Raw genomic sequence first — 20,662 nt, forward strand, 5'->3', positions numbered from 1 at the left:
CTTGACATCTAATTTGCCAAAAATTTTTAAATTATAAAAGGAGGATACTATTTTTGTTATAACAAAAAAATAAATTTTGGGTATAAATATCATAGAAAATATAGATAGGAAGGCTAAAAATGACTAAGAAAATAGCGATTCAAGATACTTATGGGGATAGATTTCAATATTGTTGGGGTTGTGGTCCAAAAAACGAAGAAGGCTTACATTTAAAATCTTATCCAAGTGAAGACGGGAAAGAAGTTATAACAAAGGTTAGACCTGGCAAGGCCTTTACAGGTGGAGTACCAAATAATTTGTTCGGCGGTATGATTGCCATGATTTTTGACTGCCATGGAACAGCAAGTGCCGCATTTTTCAAACACAAAGCTAAGGGACTTGATCTTTCTGAAGATACTATTATTGAGAGATTCATCACAGCCCACCTAGAAGTGGATTTCAAAAAACCAACCCCTATGGATGAGGAAGTAGAAGTTGTTGCAAGTCTTGAAGAACTAGGCGAGAGGAAGGCTATTGTAAATATGGTTTTAACCTGTAAGGGAGAAATTAGAGCCAAGGCTAAAATGGTGGCTGTAGTTGTTAAAGATAATATGTAAGTAATATGAAATTTGAAAAATGTTGTTCAAATAGGAAGACAGAAAAATATCAGATATACCATATGCCAAGGCCAAAAGACTGGGATAAGGATGTTATTTACGCCATCCAGATGCTTTTATGGTATATACCAAATATTGATTCAGTTCAGTCCTTTAGCGATGATCTTATTAGGAGCAAAGCTTTTGAAAATTTAACCTTTGATTATATACTAGATTGCCTTGGAATGAGCGAAAAGGATGTTTTATTCATTAAGCCGGGTGGGGAAATTTTTGATGAATATTGGGATTATTACCAGGGAGAAATTTGTACTTCATGTCAAAAAATAATTATAGTAAGGCAAAAAAATAAGACTAAGACCGAAGATTTACTAAGGTGCATTAGAAACTCAGTTGCTCACGGTGACTTTACCGTGGTTGGTGATATGTTTGTTGGCTTTAACAAACATAAGGGTGAGAAAAAGGCCATAATTAAGATAAGACCTAAAAACTTAATTCGTGCCTTAAGCAATATTTCAATTCAAAGTGAGTACAACAAATCTAGATTAATCGATGCAATCCTTAGGAAAAATGGCTTTAAAACCCAGGTTGAGCCTAAAATTGTCGATAAGGAAACTAAGAAATTCTATTACTTAGATATACTAGCTGAAAAAAATGGGCTAAAATATATAGTCGAGATTAAGGATATTAGCTATAGGACTTATTTAAGTCTTAGTGAATTTGAGAGAATCTTAGCAAGTATAGAAAATTATAGGAAGGCCCTAAACGATAAGTCTACAAAGCTTGTCATAGTAATAGATGAAGCAAGACTTACCAAGGAATGTTGGGAAATTGCAGAAAGTATTCACGACTTAATTGTCCTTGACCTAAATAAACTAATGAACTTGCCAGAAACAGTTATGGAGATATTTTCTTGAAAGATAAGGTAATTAGAATCAGATTAGAAGGTAATGTTGCAGAAAAAGCTAGCTTTGTAAAAAAAGTCCTAGATGATTTGCCGAATTGGTTTGAATTTGAGGAAGCAAAAGTAAATTATGCTGAAAAATCTAAAATTTATGACACCTATATAATAAGTGAAAATAATTATGATATTGGCTTTTTGATAGTAAAAGAGACCTCAAAGGATGCAATAGAAATTTATTGTTTGGGTATTTTAAATGAATCTAGATCTAAGGGATATGGGAGACTCTTAGTAGATGAGGTTTTAAACTTATATAGAAAAAGTCATAGCTTTGCTCAAGTTAAAACTCTTGATGAGGGTTTGGATAAGTATTATGATCAGACTATTGGATTTTACAAGTCTTTAGGATTTTTAAAATTAGAAACTATAAAAGAAATATGGGGCGATGATAATCCTTGTATGATAATGGTAAAAAGTCTTTAAACATTAAGATGTTTGAAGACTTTATTTTTTTGGAAAAATCTTGCATGGATTTTTAAATTGTGGTACTATAAATGTAACATAAATAGTACTATAAATGTAACAAAATATAAGGAGTCTTTATGATAAGTTTTGCAATAGTTGCTTATTTTATCCTATTAGTCACAATGTTTTTTGTCGAAGTACCAAATTATTTACCGATTATAATAGGCTTAGGAGTATTTTTATATATTTCTTTTTATTATTTTAAAAATGAAGGAGGCAAAGTACAAAAATACTACACTATGAAGACGTTTTTATTAAGTTCTTTAGTGTCAATAATAATTATTTTAGTCTTGGGAGCTATCCAATCCAAAACTCTTGGCTATGACCCAACTGGTGTTATAGATTATAAAGTGTTTAAGTTATATGTAACTTTGTGTATTCTTGTTGTATACACCTTAATTGCTAGGATAAAATATGTTATAGATTTATAAGTAAGAAAGGTAGTGGCTTTAGCTTGGATGTAGTTATAGAAAATAGGATTAGAGAATTTAGGAAGGAAATGGGGCTTTCTCAAAATGCCTTGGCAAAAATGGTAGGGCTTAAACGTAGGTCAATTATGGCTTATGAAAGCAATACAATTAGTCCAACCTTGGAAACTGCCTATAAAATTTGCAAGGTTTTTGATAAGGATATTAAGGAAGTATTTATTTTTAAATAGGAGAAATTATGGGATTATTATTTAACACAAGCGAAGATATGGATAAAAAAGTAAGGGAAAAATTTGGAGATGATAAATCATATCTAATTGTTTTTAAACACAACAGTCCTGCTAAGGATATTAGCAAATGGTTTTTAATCGGCGGTCTTTACTATACAATGGATTCATCAAGGACCTTCATTTTATACTTTGACCCTAAAGGAGTCTATGAATCAGAGATTTCAAATACAGATAAAAAAGATTTTCTCTTTATGGCATGGAATGAGATAGAAGATTTTGAACTGGTAGAGGGAAATAAAAAAATACTTAAAATCAACCACCTAGGCAAACTCTACCAATACGAAGTAGAGCTTAATGGTAGGCTATTTAAAAACAATTATAAGAACCTGACCGAACTTATAGAAAATAATTGGAATAGGATTGATTAATATAGTTTGAATAAGGTATGAAAATAATGGAAGTTAACAAATACAATTCGAGAGACATTTCCGATAGCTTATACCTAGTAAAATACTTTCCAGCTTATAAAATTACCCTTTCTTGGTATAAAGATAAGGAAACTGTAAAAATGGTAGATAATGCCGACATACCTTACGACCTAGACCAGCTAAAAAGAATGTATGATTATTTAAACAAAAATGGAGATTTATTTTATATAGGTTACAAAAATGAGCTGGTAGGAGACTGTGCAATTTTTGATGATAATATGGTCGCTATTGTAGTCTCAAAAGAATATAGGGGAAGGAAAATTGGTAGCAAGGTTCTAGAGGAATTGATATCCTACGCAAGAGAAAAAGCCTTGCCATACCTAAAGGCAGAAATTTATGACTTTAACCAAGTTTCATAAAACTTATTTAAAAGTCATGGTTTTGTAAAAATAGGTAAAGAAATCTATAAATTAGATTTAAGAAAATAAAAACAAAAAATCGTCCGTAGACATTTTAGCATAAATTTTGAGCTAAAAACCTTGGACGATTTTTTATATTGCTTTAATTTTCCTTGCTTTCTTTTAGACTAAATTCTAATAAGACTGGGTTGTGGTCGCTGTTTACGAAGCCTAGGGCTTGGCCTTTTACAGATTTTACTTCTACATTGTCTGATACTAAGAATCCGTCTATAATACACTCATAAGAGTCATTTGGGTCGTATGGTTTGTGATTTAGCCTTGATGAGTTCGTAGATCCATCAAAGACCGGTTTAATCTTATCTGTTAGATAGTCATATGGGAATGGTGATGGGTTCCAGATGCCTTCTGGGACGTCTGCTACATAGTCTTTTCTCAATTCTTGGTTAAAGTCACCACCTACAATTAAATAATTTCCCTTATTGTATTCTTCTGTCATGAAGGCGATAATTTGCTTTGTTTGTGCAAGCCTTCCATTTGATCCAGTTTCGTAAGCATCGAGATGGATATTTACCAAGACTAGGTATTTATCAGAGTTTTCTATAGGAAGGTAGGAGGCATTGAATCCTCTTTTTAGATTTGCAAGTCTTACTGGCCACTTATGTGGAACTGGTTGTTGGTACCTGTAGGAAGAATCTATAGCAAATTTAGAATTGGTGTATATTCCTGAATTTACCTTGCCCATTGGTGGGATAGGGAAGGGTACAAAATTCACCTTGTAGTTGTAAGCAAAGGTTGATGCTCCATAAAGCTCTTTGTCAAAATAATTAACCTCATTTATGTGATATGTCCTACTTGAATCAGCGTCTACTTCTTGAAGTAAGAGAAGATCTGGGTCAACACTTTTAATTTCTTTTGCTATACCAGCAAGGGCGTTTTCTACATGATCTTTGGAAATAGGATTTACCATTTTACCTCCATCCATAAAAAAGTCTGTATCCTTATCAAGTCCGCCATAGCCAATATTCCAGCTAAGAGCCTTATAGGTTTTATCAGTGCAAATCTTTTCTTGGGCAGAACCAGATATTGCAACTTCTTCCACATCTTTTGGCTTGTATTCTGTTGCCATTAAATATCCTAGTAGGCATAAAAAGGCAATTATCAATAAGAGTATTAAATAACCTAAAATTTTCATAACTTTTTTCATAAATACCTCACATTCTTATGATAAGGATATCATTAATAGAGACTAAAGTAAATAGTTTTATAATATTTTTAGAGTAGTAAAATATTTATATAAAGGGGAGATGATATGAAAAAAATATTGTGGGATATAGATGGGACACTTTTAAATTTTGATCTGGCGGAAACTGCTGCTATTAATAGGTGTTTTGAAATATATAAGTTAGAAAAACCAACCGATGAAATGTTAAATACATATAAAAATATAAACACCAAATATTGGGAAAGACTTGAACGAAACGAAGTTACTAGGGATGAAGTTTTGCTGGGTAGATTTAGGGATTTTTTTGATTTATATGGAATTGATGGCAAAAATGTTAAGGATTTTAATCACAACTACCAGATGGAGCTTGGAAAAACCTATGTTTTTAATCCTTACGGCAAGGAAATTGTAAAAAAGCTTGTTGGTAAATATGATCAATATGCAGTCACAAATGGATCTCTTACAGCACAGAGAGGCAAGCTTGAGGGTTCAGAATTGAATAAAATTTTCAAGCAATCTTTTATATCAGAGCTAATTGGCTTTGAAAAACCTGATAGAAAATTTTTTGATTTTGTTTTTGAAAAGATTGGGTCCTACCAACTTGATGATTATGTAATAATAGGTGATTCTCTTACATCAGATATGCTTGGTGGAGTAAATGCAAAAATTAAAACTATTTGGTTCAACCCAGATAAAAAAGAAAATCATTTGAATCTGCCTATCGATATAGAAATAAGTTCCTTAGGTGATGTTGAGAGGGTACTTATAAAAATTTTTGAATGATTGCAGAAAACTTGCAAAAAATGTATAGTAATTGAGAGTTTTTTTATAAATTTTTATATAAAAATTTTTTGTTTTAGTATGAGTCTTAAAAAATAAGGAGGAGAAATGGATAAGGCGTCGCCCTATCGAAGGCATAAGAAAATAAGAAACTAGTATAGTGGCGGATTTCTATTTGCCATTATAGAAAAAATATTTTATTATATTTTGAAAATTAGGAGAAATTAATGGCAGAAAGAAATTATAACGTTGATAATCTAAAACAACTCCAAAGTGAAATCAACAAAATGAACCCTGTTGATATTGCTGATAAGCTAGAGATATTGCCTGATAAATCTGTGGCAATTTGGATTAAGCTATTAAACAAGGATCTTTTAGCAGATACCTTTACTGAATTGAGAGCTGAAAATAAAGATAGGGTATTAAAAATTCTATCTGAAGAAAATATAAAGGACCTAGTTAAGGAACTTGATGAAGACGAACTTGTAGATACCTTACAGGAGCTGCCTGCAAATATGGTTAAAAAGCTGATGACTAGCCATATCGATAGCTCAAGAAGAGAAATCATAAACGAGCTGTTAGGTTATCCTGAAGAATCTGTTGGTTCTATAATGACAGTAAACTTCCTATCAGTTAAGTCAAGCGAGACACCAGCAGAAGCTATGAAAAAAGTAATGGAAAGTGACCTAGATGCGGAAAAGCTAGAACAAATTTGGGTCACTGACGATTCGCTAGTATTAACAGGTTTTGTATTTATAGCAGACCTTATTAGAAATAAGAAAGCATCAATAGAATCTATAACTCAACAAATTACTGCCGCTGTTAGCCCTACTGATGACCAAGAAGTAGTAGCAAAGCTATCTATCAAGTATGACCTTGGAGAGGTGCCAGTTATAGATTCAGAAGGTAGACTTATTGGTATAGTACCAGCAGAAGATGTAATTGACGTAGTTCATGAAGAGTTGCAGGAAGACTTTGCAAACATTACAGGTATTTCAGACCAAGCAGAGTCATATATCGATGAATCATCATTTACCATTGCAAAAAATAGGACAACTTGGCTAGTAATATGTCTTATAACTGCTACTATGACTGGTTTTATTATCCAAAGGTATGAAAGCATACTTGCTCAAGCTGTCGCCCTTACAGCTTATATACCTATGCTAATGGATTCGGGTGGTAATGCTGGAAGTCAGTCATCAACTACAATTATGACTCAATTATTCTCAGGAAACCTCTCAGCTAAAGACTTTATAAAAGTTATTTTTAAAGAGATGAGAGTAGGTACTCTAGTATCCTTAGTCCTAGTTGCAATAAACTTTTTGAGAATCCTTATTGTAGACAATGTTAGTCTTGCTGTAAATCTTACAGTATCATTGACCTTATTTTTAACAATAGTTATTTCAAACATTATAGGGGGTCTCTTACCATTACTTGCTGATAAATTGCATATAGACCCTACTGTTATGGCAGGTCCTCTTATTACAACCATAGTTGATACAGGAGTACTGCTAATTTATTTCGAAGTTGCATCATTATTGCTAGGATTATAAAAATATAGAATAAAAATTTCAACCGCATGCTTATAAAAGTGTGAGGTTGTTTATTTTGTAGATAAGTTAAGTGGCTATTTTTAGAGGATAAATTTATAATAATTAAGATATATTAATAATTATCAAAAAAGTTATTTGACAAGGATAATTTTATGGTGTATATTTTAGCTAACAATAAATAAAAGCTATGACATGGAAGAGTAGTTATGAGAATTCTTTTAGAGAGGTATCGGCTGGTGGAAGATACTAGGATATTGTAACGAAAATCACCATTAAGCTTCCCACTGAAATGTAAGTGGTTGACGGGAGCTCCCGTTATAGAGCTATTCATTAAATGAATTAAGTGCATCATTAGATGAAGAAGAGTGGTACCGCGGAAGGTAAAAATATGTAATTACCCTTCGTCTCTTTATCCAAGTGGAGTAAAGAGACGAAGGTTTTTTTATTCCAAAAAATATAGGAGGAAATTATGAAATTAAGTAAAAAATTTGCAGTTGGAATGTTACTTGCAGGTATGTTTTTAACAGCTTGCTCAAATAATGGTGGAAAGAAAGAAGAAAGCAAGTCAAAATCTGCTGAAACAATCAAATTAGGAAATTCATCTCCTCTAACTGGCCCACTTTCTGTTTACGGTATAACCACAAACAATGGTCTTAAATTAGCAGTAGAAGAAGTAAATGAGAACGGTGGTATCCTAGGTAAAAAACTTGAGTGGTTTGAGTATGATGACAAGGGCGAAATCACCGATGCAGTTACTAACTACAATAACCTAATGCAAGATGGAGTAGATGCAATTTTTGGTGGTGTACCATCAAAACCAGCACTTGCCATAGCAGAATCTGCAGCTAATGATGATGTGGTTTATATAACACCTACTGGTACTCAGGCAAATATAACTGAAGGTAAGAAAAATGCTTTTAGAACCTGTTTTACCGATCCTTTCCAGGGCGAAGTACTAGCAAACTTCTCTAAAAACAATCTAGAAGCTAAAAAAGTAGCAATCCTAAGAAATCAGTCATCAGACTTTTCTATGGGAGTTGCAGATGTATTTAGCAAAAAAGCTAAAGAACTTGGAATGGAAGTTGTAGCTGATGAATCTTATGGTGATAGTGATACAGATTTTAAGGCTCAATTAACAAAGGTTAGAAAAGAAGAACCAGATGTTCTATTTATACCAGACTATTACGAAAAGGTAGCTTTGATAGTGCCACAAGTTAGAGAAGCAGGTATAAATGCTACCCTAGTAGGTGCAGATGGTTGGGATACAGTATTATCAGTATTAGATAAGTCAAACTTCGCAGCTATAGAAGGTTCATACTTCGCCAATCAATTTACCCTAGAAGACACAAGTGATAAAGTACAAAAATTTGTAAAAGCCTATGAGAAAAAATACGGTGATAAACCATCAACTTTCGCTGCTGAAGGCTACGATACTGTTTACCTATATAAACAAGCAGTCGAAGAAGCAGGTACAACTGAGAGTGATAAGGTCATAGAAGCCCTCAAGAAAATAAAATTTGATGGTATAACAGGATCATTTACTTATGACGAAAATCACAACCCAATAAAAACAGCAAAGATGATGAAAATAGTCAATGGTGAATATAAATTCGACAGCGATGCTGGAGTAAAAGAAAATAAGTAAAGCAAAAACTAAATAGACTTTTAAATAAAGATACAGGGAAGTATTTTAAATATTAGAACTAAAGATAAGATAATAATAATAATCCAAAAAAAAGTATTTTTATGAAAAAAATCTTGACAATGGATTTTTCGAATATATAATATGAACATATAAAAGCTAAGAAATGGAATATTATAAGAAAACTTATCTTATCAGAGAGGTATTGGTTGGTGAGAAATACCAAGATAGTCCTTAGAACTAGCCATGAAGCTGCGCACTGAAAATAATAGTAGGTGTAGTCGGGAACTCCCGTTACAGAGTTATTCATTAAATTGATTTGAGAGCATCTTTTGATGAAGAAGAGTGGTACCGCGGAGCAGGTTATAAATTTTTAATACAACCCTTCGTCTCTTCTACCTTGGGTAGAAAAGACGGAGGGTTTTTTCTACCAAATATATTGGAGGAAAATATGAAAAAGAAATTTATAGCAATCGTAGCAATAGCCAGCGTCGTATTTGCGGCTTGCGGAAGAAATGATAAGGCAAATTCAACTACAAAAGCTGAGGGAGATGCTTTATTAATTGGTTCAACTTTCCCATTAACCGGACAATATTCAAATTACGGTACATCCACAGTAAACGGAATAAAGATGGCAGTGGATGAGATAAATGCAGAAGGCGGAATAAAAGGCAAAGAAATTCATCTTGAATTTTTAGATGATAAGGGCGAATTAACCGACTCAGTCACAAACTACCACAGGTTGGTTCAAGAAGGATCACAAGCAATTATAGGTACAAATACATCAACCCCATCACTAGCTATAGCAGAGGCATCAGTTGCTGATAAAATCCCAGTTATTACACCAACAGGCACTGAAGAATCCATTACAAAAGATAAGGATAATGTATTTAGAGCCTGTTTTACAAATCCTTACCAGGGTGATTTGTTGGCAATATTTGCTAAAGATAAGTTAGATGCTAAAACTGCTGCTATTTTAGTTAATAGCGCAAGTGACTACTCAACTGGTATAGCAGATGCCTTTGAGAAGAAAGCAGAAGAATTAGGCATAGACGTAGTAGCAAGGGAAGCTTATGGTGAAAATGACACTGATTTCAAGGCTCAGTTAACTAGTATAGCAAGGAAAAATCCTGACATATTGTTAATACCTGATTATTACGAGAAATTAGCTCTAATTACACCACAGGCTAGGGATGCAAATATAAAGGCGGTATTCTTAGGTGGAGATGGTTGGGATGGAATATTAAAGACAATGGATCCATCAAATTATGATGTTATTCAAAACTCATACTTTACTAATCATTTTTCGATAGAAGATACTGACCCAAAAGTTCAAGAATTTATAAAAAATTATAAAGAAAAATATGGAGAAGAACCTACAGCATTTTCAGCTTTGGGATATGATACTGTTTATATATTAAAACAAGGCTTTGAGAAAGCTGCCTCTGATTCAAATGAAGATAGGAATGCCGCTATAAAAAGTTTGGATTTTAAAGGTATAACTGGTGCATTTAAGTTTGATGAAAATAATAATCCTCAAAAAGCAGCATCAATTATGAAAATTGATAATGGAGCATATAGGTTTGATTCTACAATAAATCCGAGATAAAAAGGAGATAAAAATGGATTTTGTAACCCAATTATTTAACGGGCTTCAACTTGGCAGTATATATGCCCTTGTTGCCCTAGGTTATACAATGGTTTATGGAATTGCTAAATTAATAAACTTTGCCCATGGTGATATCATCATGGTCGGGGGTTATACTGTTTTTTTAGCCATTCAATTGCCGATTTTTAAGGCTGGCCTTCCAATATGGTTAGCTATTATACCAGCAATATTAGTTTGCACACTCTTAGGTGTGACTATTGAAAGAGTGGCTTACAAACCACTTAGAAATTCTTCAAGGATTTCTTTGTTGATAACAACAATAGGTGTATCTTTATTTTTACAAAACTTTTTTGTAAAAATATTCACATCAAGTGCCAAGCCACTTCCTGCTATTTTCCCACAAACATCTGTTAATTTTGGGGGAGTGCACCTATCTTTTGCCACAATCATCACTATCGTAACAACAATTGTTTTGACTTATATATTTAATTTATTTGTAAATAAAACCAAGCATGGTAAGGCTATGCTTGCTGTTAGTGAAGATTATGGGGCAGCAGAGCTTGTAGGTATAAATGTTAATCAGGTTATGACTTTGACCTTTGCTATAGGATCAGCCCTAGCCGGTGTTGCTTCAGTTTTGTATGTAGCAAGCTACCCACAAATCCAACCATTTATGGGTTCAATGTTAGGTATCAAAGCTTTTACTGCAGCTGTTTTGGGAGGTATAGGTTCAATACCAGGAGCTGTTGTAGGTGGACTTATACTTGGTATAATAGAAGTTTTAACCAGGGCCTACCTATCTAGTGCATACGCAGATGCTATAGTTTTTGTAGTTTTAATAGTAGTTTTACTAGTTCAACCAAATGGTTTGTTTGGTAAATTAGAGAAAGAAAAGGTGTGATATGTCAAAAAATAGAAAAAAAACTTATCTTATCACAACTGGATTAGTAATATTATTCTATGTCCTAATCCAAGTTCTAATTTCTGCAAATGTATTAAGTAGGTACTGGCAAGGAATATTAAATTTGATTTGTATAAACATGATAATGGCAACTAGCCTTAACCTTACTGTTGGTGTATTAGGACAGATTAACTTAGGCCACGCAGGATTTATGGCAATTGGTGCTTACTCAGCTGCACTTTTCCTTAAAACTGGAATTGTATCTGGTTTTCCAGCCTTTATTCTAAGCTTGATAGTAGGTGGATTCGTGGCAGCGATTTTTGGTATCCTAATTGGTCTACCTGTCTTAAGACTTACTGGAGACTACCTTGCTATTGTCACTCTAGCTTTTGGAGAAATTATTAGGGTTTTAATAGAAAATCTAGATTTTACCGGTGGTGCACAAGGCCTAGCAGGAATACCAACAACAAATGATTTTGGAAAATTTTTCTTTATGGCAGTATTTGTTATAACAATGATTTTTACCTGGGCTGAAAGCCGCCATGGTAGAACTGTTTTATCTATAAGGGATAACGAACTTGCTGCAGAGGCATGCGGTATTAATATTACCAAGTACAAAACTCTTGCCTTTACCTTATCGGCTGTTTTTGCTGGTATAGCTGGTGCACTCTATGCCCAAAGCATAGGTGTTCTTGCTGCAAATATTTTTAACTACAACAAGTCTTTTGACTACCTAGTTATGGTTGTACTTGGAGGTATGGGATCAATTACAGGTGCAATTTTCTCATCAATTGGCCTTACAGTTATTCCTGAATTGTTAAAGCCACTTGCTGAGTGGAGAATGGTTATTTATGCAATCATCCTTATTGTTGTAATGATATTTAGACCACAAGGCTTACTTGGTAGGAAAGAATTTTCAATAAGAAGACTGTTAAAGATTGATAAGTATAAGAAAGGAGATGTTGAAAGTGAATAGTAAAGAAGTTATAAATGAAAATGTTCTTGAAATAAAAGATTTGAGCATCTCTTTTGGTGGATTAAAGGCTGTACAGAATGTTTCTTTTAAGCTAAAGAAAGGAGAACTCCTAGGTCTAATAGGTCCGAATGGTGCTGGAAAGACTACTCTTTTTAATATGCTGTCCGGTGTTTATACTCCTACAAGTGGTGAAATTATCCTAGATGGTCAAAAGGTAAATGGGGTATCGCCTGATAAATTATCAAAACTTGGCGTTGCTAGAACTTTTCAAAATATAAGGTTATTTGATAACCTAACAGTACTTGATAATGTAAAACTCGCTATGAACCAATATATGGATTACGGTATCCTCACAGGTATGTTTAGACTACCAAACTATTGGAAGGAAGAAAATGAAGCCACTGATAGGGCGAAAGAAATCTTAGAGTTATTTGACCTTGAAAAATATTTTAGGACTTTTGCAGGTTCTTTACCTTATGGGGCACAAAGAAAACTAGAAATAGCAAGAGCTATGGCAACTCGACCAAAAGTTTTATTATTAGACGAACCAGCTGCTGGTATGAATGAATCAGAAACTCAGGACCTAATGGCATCAATAAGACTAATAAGGGAAAAAACTGGAGTTTCTATCCTTTTGATAGAACATGATATGAACCTGGTATTGGGAATAAGTGAAAGACTTATAGTTTTAAATTATGGAGAAATCCTTGCAGAAGGAAATCCTCATGATGTTATATCTAATCAAGAAGTTGTGAAGGCCTATTTGGGTAGTTAGGAGGGAAAAGATGAGTATTTTAAGAATTGAAAATTTAATCGTAACCTACGGTAATATCAAGGCCTTAAAGGGAATTAGCCTTAGAGTTGAAGAAGGTGAAGTTGTTTCTCTAATAGGTGCTAATGGAGCTGGTAAAACTACTACTCTTCAGACAATTTCCGGACTTCTCGATATTAAAGAAGGCGATATTTACTTTAATGAAAAGTCAATAAAAAAGGAAAAGACCTATCAGATCACAAGGAATGGGATTGCCCAAGTTCCTGAGGGTAGGAGAGTTTTTAAGGATCTTTCTGTAGAAGATAACCTTAAATTAGGTTCTATCGCTGTTGGCTGGAGCCCAGAAGAATTAAAGGCTGAGCTTGATAAAATCTATACTCTTTTCCCAGTACTAAAGGAAAGAAAAAAGCAAAAAGCAGGAACCCTATCAGGTGGTGAACAGCAAATGCTAGCCATGGGAAGGGCGCTTCTTACAAATCCAAAAGTGCTTCTCTTAGATGAACCGTCAATGGGACTTTCTCCTTTATTTGTTGATAAAATATTTGATACAATTAGAATTTTAAAGGAACAAGGCAGAACAATTTTGTTAGTTGAACAAAATGCTAACCTAGCTCTAGATATAGCCGATAGGGCCTATGTATTAGAAACAGGAAAAATTGTAAAAGAGGGTAGGGCATTAGATCTTAAAACTGACCCAGATGTAAAAGCGGCCTACCTTGGAATTTAAAAATAAGCCGACCTTACTTAGTCATAGTAAGGAGGCTTATTTTTTTGAACAAATTAAAATTCTTTAGCAAGCTCGTAAAGTGTTTTAACATGGACACCAGTTGCACCCTTGCCATTAATACCTTGAGGAGCTGAAAGATAGGCAGTTCCCGCTATATCTAGGTGAACCCAAGAATAATCTTCAACGAAGTTTTCTATAAATTGTCCAGCAGTTATAGAACCAGCTAATCTGCCGCCAGAGTTTTTAACATCTGCGTTTTCTGATTCGTTGTAGGTTTTATAAAAAGGATCATTTGGTAAAAGCCATATTTTTTCATCTGACTTCTTGCTTGCATTAAGAACTTTCTTAAAGGATTCTTTATTATTTGTAACAGCGGCTGTATAAGTTTCTCCCAAGGCAACAAGGGCAGCCCCAGTTAGGGTTGCAAGGTCAACTAATAAGGCTGGTTTATACTCTGTAGCAGCATAATTTACAGCATCAGCAAGGGTGATTCTTCCCTCTGCATCAGTGTTATCGACATCTATACTCATGCCATTGCGAGCTTTTATAATGTCACCTGGCTTGTAGGCTCTTCCTGAAATTAAGTTTTCACAAGCGGCAACAATACCTACTACGTTTACTTTTAATTTATTAAGAGCGATAGCTTTCATAGCACCAATAACGGTTCCTGACCCACCCATATCTGAGTTCATGGTCTTCATACCTGCAGAAGTTTTTATAGAGTAGCCACCTGCATCGTAGGTAAGTCCCTTACCAACAAGAGCTAGAGGAGCCTTACCAGATTCGCCCTTAAAATATTCCATGACAATGAATTTTGGCTCTTTGTCAGAACCTTTTGCAACTTCATAGAATGCAGTAAGACCCATTGATAAAATTTCTTTAACCCCATATATTTTAAGCTCAACACCTAAATCTTGCAAGTTTTCAACTGCTTTATTAGCTAGGGTTTCCGGATAAATATCATTTGATCTTAGATTTACTAGGTCTCTAGTTAAAAATTGTCCACAAAGAATTTTTTCTAGTTCGTCTATATCTATCTTATATTCAGCGAATTTTTCATCCAAATTTACTAGATTAAATATATTTTCTTTCTTATCTGACTTATAATAGTTAAAATCATAAGAAGAAACCACAAAAGCCTCAACAAGAGCAAGGGTAAAGTCCTTATCAGTAAGCTTAGTTGAATTTTCATTGATAGATATCTCGCTTACCTCTTTTTCATTGAGGAATTTTCCAAGAGAGCATACTGCTTCCTTAAAAACTTCTTTACTAAACTTATCTTCATCGCCAAGACCTAGGCAAATTTCGTCTTCCCAGGCTAGGATTTCTCCCTTATTTGCCTTAAAAAATTTATTTTCAATTTGACCTTTGAAAATAAATTTGACTTGGTTTTTATCTTTACATACAAAATTAAATTTCATACAATCCTCCTACTAATATCATACAAGAATAAAAACATTATTCATATATTTATTCCTTTATTAAATAATAGGATATAATATATAAGAGGCGATATTATGGGAAAAGAAATAATTCTTAAAGATAAGACTAAAATTTATTATAAGGAATATGGCAAGGGTGAAGTTTTGTTTCTCCTTCATGGAAATGATGGAGATATGACTTATTTTGAATACCAGATTGGTTATCTATCAAAGTATTTTCACCTTATTTTGATAGATTTTAGGGATCATGGCTTTTCGACCAATACCAAAAATAAATTAGATTTTGACCTGCTAGCAAATGATTTAAAAGAAGTCTATGATTATTTCGGTCTTAAAAAAGCAAGCCTTTTAGGTTTTTCTGATGGGGCTAATTTATGCCTTGTATTTCATAAACTTTTCCCAACTTATATTGATAAGTTAATTCTTAACGCACCTAATGCAAGATTTAATGGTATCACATTAAGAGCTAAAGTATTTATGATTATTGAGAATGTTTTTTGGTCAATTTTACCATTTTTTAAAAGAAATAAGAGAGTAGCGAATCTTTTATTAACAGATTTAAAAATAGACCTAAAAGACCTAAGAAGTATTGATAATAAAACTCTTATCTTAGTTGGTTCGCGTGATTTGATTAGGATATCTCATATTAAAAAAATAGCTGCTAATATAAAAAATTCAAAATTAATAATTGTAAAGAACCAGGGTCACAGATTGGCTAGAAGTGTTCCTGAAATTTTTAATAAGTTGGTTTATGATTTTATGAAAGGAGAATTATGAAGAAATTTAATAAGTATAAAAAAAGTCTAATAAACGTACTAGTATTAGTAGTAATAGTTTTAGCTCTTTACTATTTAGGAAAATCCGCTTTAAATATTTGGGTGAGACTTATAGTTGGGCTAGGCTTAGTAGTATTTTTCTTTAAAGTTTTTCTTGGTTTTAAGGATGTCTTCAAAAAAATAAAGGAAAATTATGGGGAAATAGCTGCAAGACTCTTCAAGGAAGCCATACAAAAAATAAATTCAGCCTTCATTGGATTTTATGGTCTCGCCTTTATATTAAGTGCCGACGTTAGCAGTCACTTATCATATTTTCCTTTTAACGAGTTTTCTTATGTTACAGTTGGGATTTTTAGATTCTTTATTGAGTTAATGATAGGCTTTTTATTTGTAGTAGTATCTAGACTTTCATTTTCTAGACAGAAAAGATTTGTTAAAATCCTATATCCCTTGCTAGGCTTTACAGGAACTTATCTTTACCTAGTAGGAGAGCCATTAATAGCACTATTGCCGCTTGGAATAATTGCCTTATTGACATATTTTACAAAAGAGACCCTTATAAAAGAAAGCTTTATTTATAGCATGGAAGAAGTGATGATTGACTTATTCTTGGGCTTGTTTTGGTTATTAATTTATTTTAAAAATACCTTTAAAACTAGACCTTTAATAACTTTTCCTCTTGTTTATAAAACTATATTTTTTGCAGTAATATTTATAGTTATGGCTTTTATTTTAAGATTGATACTGTTATTAATGAAAGGGCATGATGATTTCTTGGTTAAACCAGATTTAGACAGATATAAGGATTATTTATCTAAGAATAATCTTAATTCTTCAACATCTGCTGGTCTTGGCTTATTGGGTGATAAATATATATATTATTATGAAAAAGATGGGGAAGAAGTTTTGGCATTTACTTATCAAATTGTGAATAATAAGATAATTGTAATGGGTGAACCTATTGGAAATAGAGAATTTCTTGATGAAGGCCTTAATGATTTTATTAGAAAATGTGAAGTATTATCATTGAATCCAATCTTTTATGAGGTGGGTAGAGACTTTACCCTTATCCTCCATGATTATGGTTACGATTTTATGAAATTTGGTGAAAATGCCTTCTTAGAACTAGAAACTTTTAACCTAGCTGGTAGGAAAAAATCAAGCTTGAGAAATATTTTAAATAGGTTCGAAAAAGATGGTTATGAATTTAGAATAGAACAACCACCTTATGATAAAGAAACCTTAGATAGACTAGAAGTCATATCTGATAAGTGGCTTAAAGGACGTGAAGAAAAGGGATTTACCATGGGCTTTTTTGATAGGGATTATTTGAATAACTCAAATCTTGCCCTAGTATATGATCAAGAGGGAGAAATTACAGCCTTTACAAGCTTAATGCCAAACTATGATGAAAAAATTATGACCATTGATCTTATGCGTTATGATGTAGACATGAATGTGAATTCTATGATGGACTACCTATTTTTAAATTTATTTATTTATGCAAAAGATAAGAGTTATAAGTATTTTAACCTTGGCATGGCACCATTGTCTAATGTTGGTATATATAAGTCAGCTTACCTTTCAGAAAGAATTGCTTCCTTAATTTTTAAATATGCTGATAGCCTTTACCCATTTAAGGGTCTTAGGAATTATAAGTCAAAATATGCCACTAATTGGGAAAGTAGATATACTTGTTTTGCTAAGGGGAATTTCATTATCACATCAATATTTGCAATAATAGCAGCAGATAAGGGTAAAATTAAGGAGGTTTAGGATATATCTATATACGCTAGAAGTAAGAATTAGAATTTATGATAGCTTTTCATTAAAGGATAAGAGGAGGACAGTAAAAAGTATTTTAGATTATTCTAGAAAAAATTTAGGAGTATCAGCAGCTGAAATTGGTGATTATGATCTAGTTAATATGGCAAGGCTCGTTTTTGCTACAGTATCAAACGATAATGACTTCTCGAAATCTATTTTAGAAAAGATTTTTAAAAGAATAGAGGAAAATTATCAAGTTGAAATTTTTGAGAAGAAATTAGAGAGATTAGTTTAAAGAATTTAGGGTAAGTATAAAAAGGAAAAATTAGGAGGAGATTTATGAAAATAATTTGTTATAGTAAGTGTTCAACATGTAAGGGTGTTTTAAAGTTAATGGATGAGAAAAACTTATCTTATGAAGTTCGAGATATTAAAGAAGACAATCCAACTAAGGAAGAAATTAAAAAGTGGCATGAGTCTACAGATTATGATATAAAGAGATTTTTTAATACTTCTGGAATGATTTATAGGAATGAAAATCTTAAAGATAAATTAAAGGACATGACTCTTGAGGAAAAATATGATAAACTCGCTAGTGATGGGATGTTAGTAAAAAGGCCAATTCTCTTTTTAGATGATGGAAAGATCCTAGTTGGTCCGGATGTTAAAAAATACGTTGAAACATTATAAACTATTGCATATTAACTGATAAAGGTGTATCATATAAAAAACTTTAGGGGTTACATATGAGAAAAAAATTAACTTTATCAGAAAACTTATTAATTGGCTCCTTGCTTTTTGGTTTGTTCTTCGGTGCGGGAAACTTGATTTTTCCACTAGAATTAGGTCAAAGGTCAGGAGCCAATATTACTTTAGTAACAATTGGATTTTTACTATCTGCAGTAAGTCTTCCTATCCTTGCAGTGGTCGCTACTGCGGCTAGTGATAGTGAAAGTTTGTTTGATATATCAAGAGCTGCTGGACGTAAATTCGCCTACTTTTTTACAACTCTCTTATATTTAACAATAGGACCTGGTTTTGCAATCCCAAGGACTGCTACTACCACCTACGAAGTTGTGTTTGAAGGAAATAACAGCTTTTATAATTCATTTGGACTTTTAATATTTTCCTTGGTTTTTTTTGCCTTAGTTTTATATTTTTCAATAAAAAAAGCAAGATTAATTGATACCATAGGTAAATTTATGACACCGTTATTTTTGATTTTATTGTCATTTTTATTAGTCCTAACTATTTTTAGACCTATGGGACCTGTTGGAATAAAACCACCTGTTAGCAAATATTTATCTAATCCTTTGGCTGTAGGTTTTGTCGATGGTTACAATACATTAGATGCACCTGCAGGTCTTGCCTTTGCTATTATTATAATTTCTAATATAAAGGACTTAGGTCTTACAGATAAAAAAATAATGGCACTAGAAACCTTAAAATCAGGAGTTGTTTGCTTACTAGCAATGTCTGTAATCTATGCAGGACTTGCTTTTATGGGTGGTGCAGCTGCTAATATTTTAGATGAGTATGAAAATGGTGCAGTTATATTGTCGAAAATTTCTGCCTATTACCTTGGAAACCTTGGACATATACTCTTATCTATAATAGTATTTGTGGCTTGCTTAAAAACAGCTATAGGTTTGGTTTCAGCTTGTTCTGAGATGTTTGAAGAGATGTTTAAACATAGGTTTGAATATAAGACTTATTGTATAATATTTTCAGCCATATCATTACTAATTGCAAATCTAGGGCTAAAGCAAATCATTACCTTATCATTACCGGTATTAATGTTTATATATCCAATATCTATAGTTTTAATAACTTTATCTATTCTTTCAATACTTATAGGCAAGAGAAAATTTGTATATCAAGTAAGTCTCGGCGTTACATCTGTTTTTGCTTTTTTGGATTTTCTAAAAGCAAGTCCAGATTTTATAAGTAAGTCCGATCTTGTTATTAAAATTCTTGATATTGCAAAATCTAGTCTGCCAGGTTTTGATATTGGATTCTCTTGGATATTGCCAGCTATATTAGCTTTTATAATAAGTTTTATTATTGATAAGAAACGTACAATAAATTGAATTTAATTTATAAATAAGTATGATATTATTTAGATTTATGAGAGGTAAATATGAGTGATTTTATACTAAGCGCTGAATCGACTGTAGATCTTCCACGAGAAGTACTTGAAAAAGAAAATATAAGATGGATTGGATTTCCATATCAGATAGATGATGTAGACTATATAGATGATTTAGGTCTTACTATGAAATTAGAAGATTTTTATCAGAAATTAAATGAAGGTTCTATTGCAAGAACTAGCCAAATAACCTTTATACGTTATATGGAATATTTTGAGAGGTTACTAGAAGAAAATAAGGATATTCTTCATTTGTCTTTGTCATCTGGTATGACCGGTGGTGTCCAACAAGCTCTTATGGCAAAAGAAGAAATTGAAAAGAGGTATCCAGATAGAAAAATATTCATAGTAGATAGTCTAACAGCTACATCAAACGAAGGATTAATCCTACTTGCCTTAAATGAGCTTCGCAAGGAAGGAAAGTCCATCGAGGAAGTTTATGATTGGGCTATGGAAAATAGAAAATTAGCAAATGCTGTATTTTTCACCTCAGATTTAACTTACCTTGTAAGAGGGGGAAGGTTATCTAGGGCAGCAGGATCTTTTGGAAATCTCTTAAATATTTGTCCTATGATGGAGTCAAATACAGAAGGCGAAATTGTCGTTATTGACAAGATTAGAACAAAGAAAAAAGCTATGAAAGCTTTAGTTAAGAAGATAAAAGAGCGTTTAATAGAAGATTTCCCATATAATAATGAAATTATTGTAGTCCATTCTAATAATTATGATGATGCTGTAGAATTTAAAGAGAGTCTTGAAGAAGTTATTGAGGGCTATAAGGGGAAGATTATTATTTATGAAATAGGTACAACAGTAGGAAGC

At 32.7% G+C, this 20,662-nt stretch carries 23 protein-coding genes and 2 other annotated features; of the genes, 21 read left to right on the forward strand and 2 right to left on the reverse strand.

Annotated features, from left to right (window positions below; all coding sequences use genetic code 11):
* The first annotated feature begins 119 nt into the window (after positions 1-119).
* The 7 genes from RQ893_RS03385 (at position 120) to RQ893_RS03415 (ending at position 3,524) form a co-directional block, all read left to right on the forward strand.
* Entirely contained in the window at positions 120-596 is a 477-nt protein-coding gene (locus RQ893_RS03385; protein WP_311481642.1) for a hotdog domain-containing protein, read from the forward strand.
* 5 nt (positions 597-601) lie between these two features.
* Complete coding sequence (locus RQ893_RS03390; protein WP_311481643.1) at positions 602-1,510, forward strand: hypothetical protein; 909 nt, start codon at positions 602-604, stop codon at positions 1,508-1,510.
* A complete protein-coding gene (locus tag RQ893_RS03395; protein ID WP_311481644.1) occupies positions 1,507-1,977 on the forward strand; it encodes a GNAT family N-acetyltransferase in 471 nt (156 codons plus the stop codon). The genes RQ893_RS03390 and RQ893_RS03395 overlap by 4 nt, the downstream gene beginning before the upstream one ends.
* A 119-nt stretch (positions 1,978-2,096) precedes the next feature.
* Positions 2,097-2,450 carry a hypothetical protein gene (locus tag RQ893_RS03400; RefSeq protein WP_311481645.1) on the forward strand — a complete coding sequence of 118 codons (354 nt, stop codon included), beginning with the start codon at positions 2,097-2,099 and terminating at the stop codon, positions 2,448-2,450.
* A 23-nt stretch (positions 2,451-2,473) separates the two neighbouring features.
* Positions 2,474-2,677, forward strand: a complete 204-nt coding sequence (locus tag RQ893_RS03405) for a helix-turn-helix transcriptional regulator (RefSeq protein WP_209772249.1) — start codon at positions 2,474-2,476, stop codon at positions 2,675-2,677.
* Between the two features lie 8 nt (positions 2,678-2,685).
* Positions 2,686-3,105, forward strand: coding sequence for a histidine kinase (locus tag RQ893_RS03410; protein ID WP_311481646.1), 420 nt, complete (start codon positions 2,686-2,688; stop codon positions 3,103-3,105).
* Between the two features lie 17 nt (positions 3,106-3,122).
* The gene (locus RQ893_RS03415) at positions 3,123-3,524 is read left to right on the forward strand and encodes a GNAT family N-acetyltransferase (protein ID WP_311481647.1); all 402 of its coding nucleotides are present in this window, start codon (positions 3,123-3,125) and stop codon (positions 3,522-3,524) included.
* Positions 3,525-3,666: 142 nt separating this feature from the next.
* On the opposite strand, the gene RQ893_RS03420 is transcribed toward RQ893_RS03415, so the two are convergent.
* Positions 3,667-4,728, reverse strand: coding sequence for an endonuclease/exonuclease/phosphatase family protein (locus RQ893_RS03420; protein WP_311481648.1), 1,062 nt, complete (start codon positions 4,726-4,728; stop codon positions 3,667-3,669).
* Between the two features lie 105 nt (positions 4,729-4,833).
* Between RQ893_RS03420 and RQ893_RS03425 the strand changes: the two genes are divergently transcribed.
* The 8 genes from RQ893_RS03425 to RQ893_RS03460 all read left to right on the forward strand — a co-directional run bounded on the left by RQ893_RS03425 (position 4,834) and on the right by RQ893_RS03460 (position 13,706).
* Positions 4,834-5,529, forward strand: a complete 696-nt coding sequence (locus RQ893_RS03425) for a YjjG family noncanonical pyrimidine nucleotidase (protein WP_311481649.1) — start codon at positions 4,834-4,836, stop codon at positions 5,527-5,529.
* A 224-nt stretch (positions 5,530-5,753) separates the two neighbouring features.
* Entirely contained in the window at positions 5,754-7,079 is a 1,326-nt protein-coding gene (gene mgtE, locus RQ893_RS03430) for a magnesium transporter (protein WP_311481650.1), read from the forward strand.
* Positions 7,080-7,257: 178 nt separating this feature from the next.
* Positions 7,258-7,491, forward strand: a binding site (T-box leader).
* Between the two features lie 57 nt (positions 7,492-7,548).
* Positions 7,549-8,724, forward strand: a complete 1,176-nt coding sequence (locus RQ893_RS03435) for an ABC transporter substrate-binding protein (RefSeq protein ID WP_311481651.1) — start codon at positions 7,549-7,551, stop codon at positions 8,722-8,724.
* A 149-nt stretch (positions 8,725-8,873) separates the two neighbouring features.
* Positions 8,874-9,118: a binding site (T-box leader), on the forward strand.
* Between the two features lie 54 nt (positions 9,119-9,172).
* Positions 9,173-10,330 (forward strand): ABC transporter substrate-binding protein, encoded by a 1,158-nt coding sequence (locus RQ893_RS03440; RefSeq protein ID WP_311481652.1) that lies wholly within the window; start codon positions 9,173-9,175, stop codon positions 10,328-10,330.
* Between the two features lie 13 nt (positions 10,331-10,343).
* Positions 10,344-11,231: a branched-chain amino acid ABC transporter permease gene (locus RQ893_RS03445; RefSeq protein WP_311481653.1), complete on the forward strand. Its 888-nt coding sequence runs from the start codon at positions 10,344-10,346 to the stop codon at positions 11,229-11,231.
* 1 nt (position 11,232) lies between these two features.
* Positions 11,233-12,207, forward strand: coding sequence for a branched-chain amino acid ABC transporter permease (locus tag RQ893_RS03450; RefSeq protein ID WP_311481654.1), 975 nt, complete (start codon positions 11,233-11,235; stop codon positions 12,205-12,207).
* Complete coding sequence (locus RQ893_RS03455) at positions 12,191-12,982, forward strand: ABC transporter ATP-binding protein (RefSeq protein ID WP_311481655.1); 792 nt, start codon at positions 12,191-12,193, stop codon at positions 12,980-12,982. Before RQ893_RS03450 ends, RQ893_RS03455 begins: the two co-directional genes overlap by 17 nt.
* A 10-nt stretch (positions 12,983-12,992) precedes the next feature.
* Positions 12,993-13,706, forward strand: coding sequence for an ABC transporter ATP-binding protein (locus tag RQ893_RS03460; RefSeq protein WP_311481656.1), 714 nt, complete (start codon positions 12,993-12,995; stop codon positions 13,704-13,706).
* 53 nt (positions 13,707-13,759) lie between these two features.
* On the opposite strand, the gene RQ893_RS03465 is transcribed toward RQ893_RS03460, so the two are convergent.
* Positions 13,760-15,127, reverse strand: a complete 1,368-nt coding sequence (locus tag RQ893_RS03465; RefSeq protein WP_311481657.1) for a leucyl aminopeptidase — start codon at positions 15,125-15,127, stop codon at positions 13,760-13,762.
* 96 nt (positions 15,128-15,223) lie between these two features.
* On the opposite strand from RQ893_RS03465, the gene RQ893_RS03470 reads away from it, so the two are divergent.
* The 6 genes from RQ893_RS03470 to RQ893_RS03495 form a co-directional block, all read left to right on the forward strand.
* Entirely contained in the window at positions 15,224-15,925 is a 702-nt protein-coding gene (locus RQ893_RS03470; RefSeq protein ID WP_311481658.1) for an alpha/beta hydrolase, read from the forward strand.
* Entirely contained in the window at positions 15,922-17,700 is a 1,779-nt protein-coding gene (locus RQ893_RS03475) for a phosphatidylglycerol lysyltransferase domain-containing protein (RefSeq protein WP_311481659.1), read from the forward strand. Before RQ893_RS03470 ends, RQ893_RS03475 begins: the two co-directional genes overlap by 4 nt.
* A 1-nt stretch (position 17,701) precedes the next feature.
* Positions 17,702-17,986 carry a DUF503 domain-containing protein gene (locus tag RQ893_RS03480; RefSeq protein ID WP_311481663.1) on the forward strand — a complete coding sequence of 95 codons (285 nt, stop codon included), beginning with the start codon at positions 17,702-17,704 and terminating at the stop codon, positions 17,984-17,986.
* A 44-nt stretch (positions 17,987-18,030) separates the two neighbouring features.
* Positions 18,031-18,381 (forward strand): Spx/MgsR family RNA polymerase-binding regulatory protein, encoded by a 351-nt coding sequence (locus RQ893_RS03485; RefSeq protein ID WP_311481660.1) that lies wholly within the window; start codon positions 18,031-18,033, stop codon positions 18,379-18,381.
* Positions 18,382-18,437: 56 nt separating this feature from the next.
* A complete protein-coding gene (brnQ, locus tag RQ893_RS03490; RefSeq protein WP_311481661.1) occupies positions 18,438-19,781 on the forward strand; it encodes a branched-chain amino acid transport system II carrier protein in 1,344 nt (447 codons plus the stop codon).
* A gap of 50 nt (positions 19,782-19,831) precedes the next feature.
* The coding region (locus RQ893_RS03495) for a DegV family protein (RefSeq protein ID WP_311481662.1) at positions 19,832-20,662 on the forward strand (831 nt) is incomplete at its 3' end.

Source organism: uncultured Anaerococcus sp., from assembly GCF_963510915.1.
In the GTDB taxonomy this organism is placed as follows: domain Bacteria; phylum Bacillota; class Clostridia; order Tissierellales; family Peptoniphilaceae; genus Anaerococcus.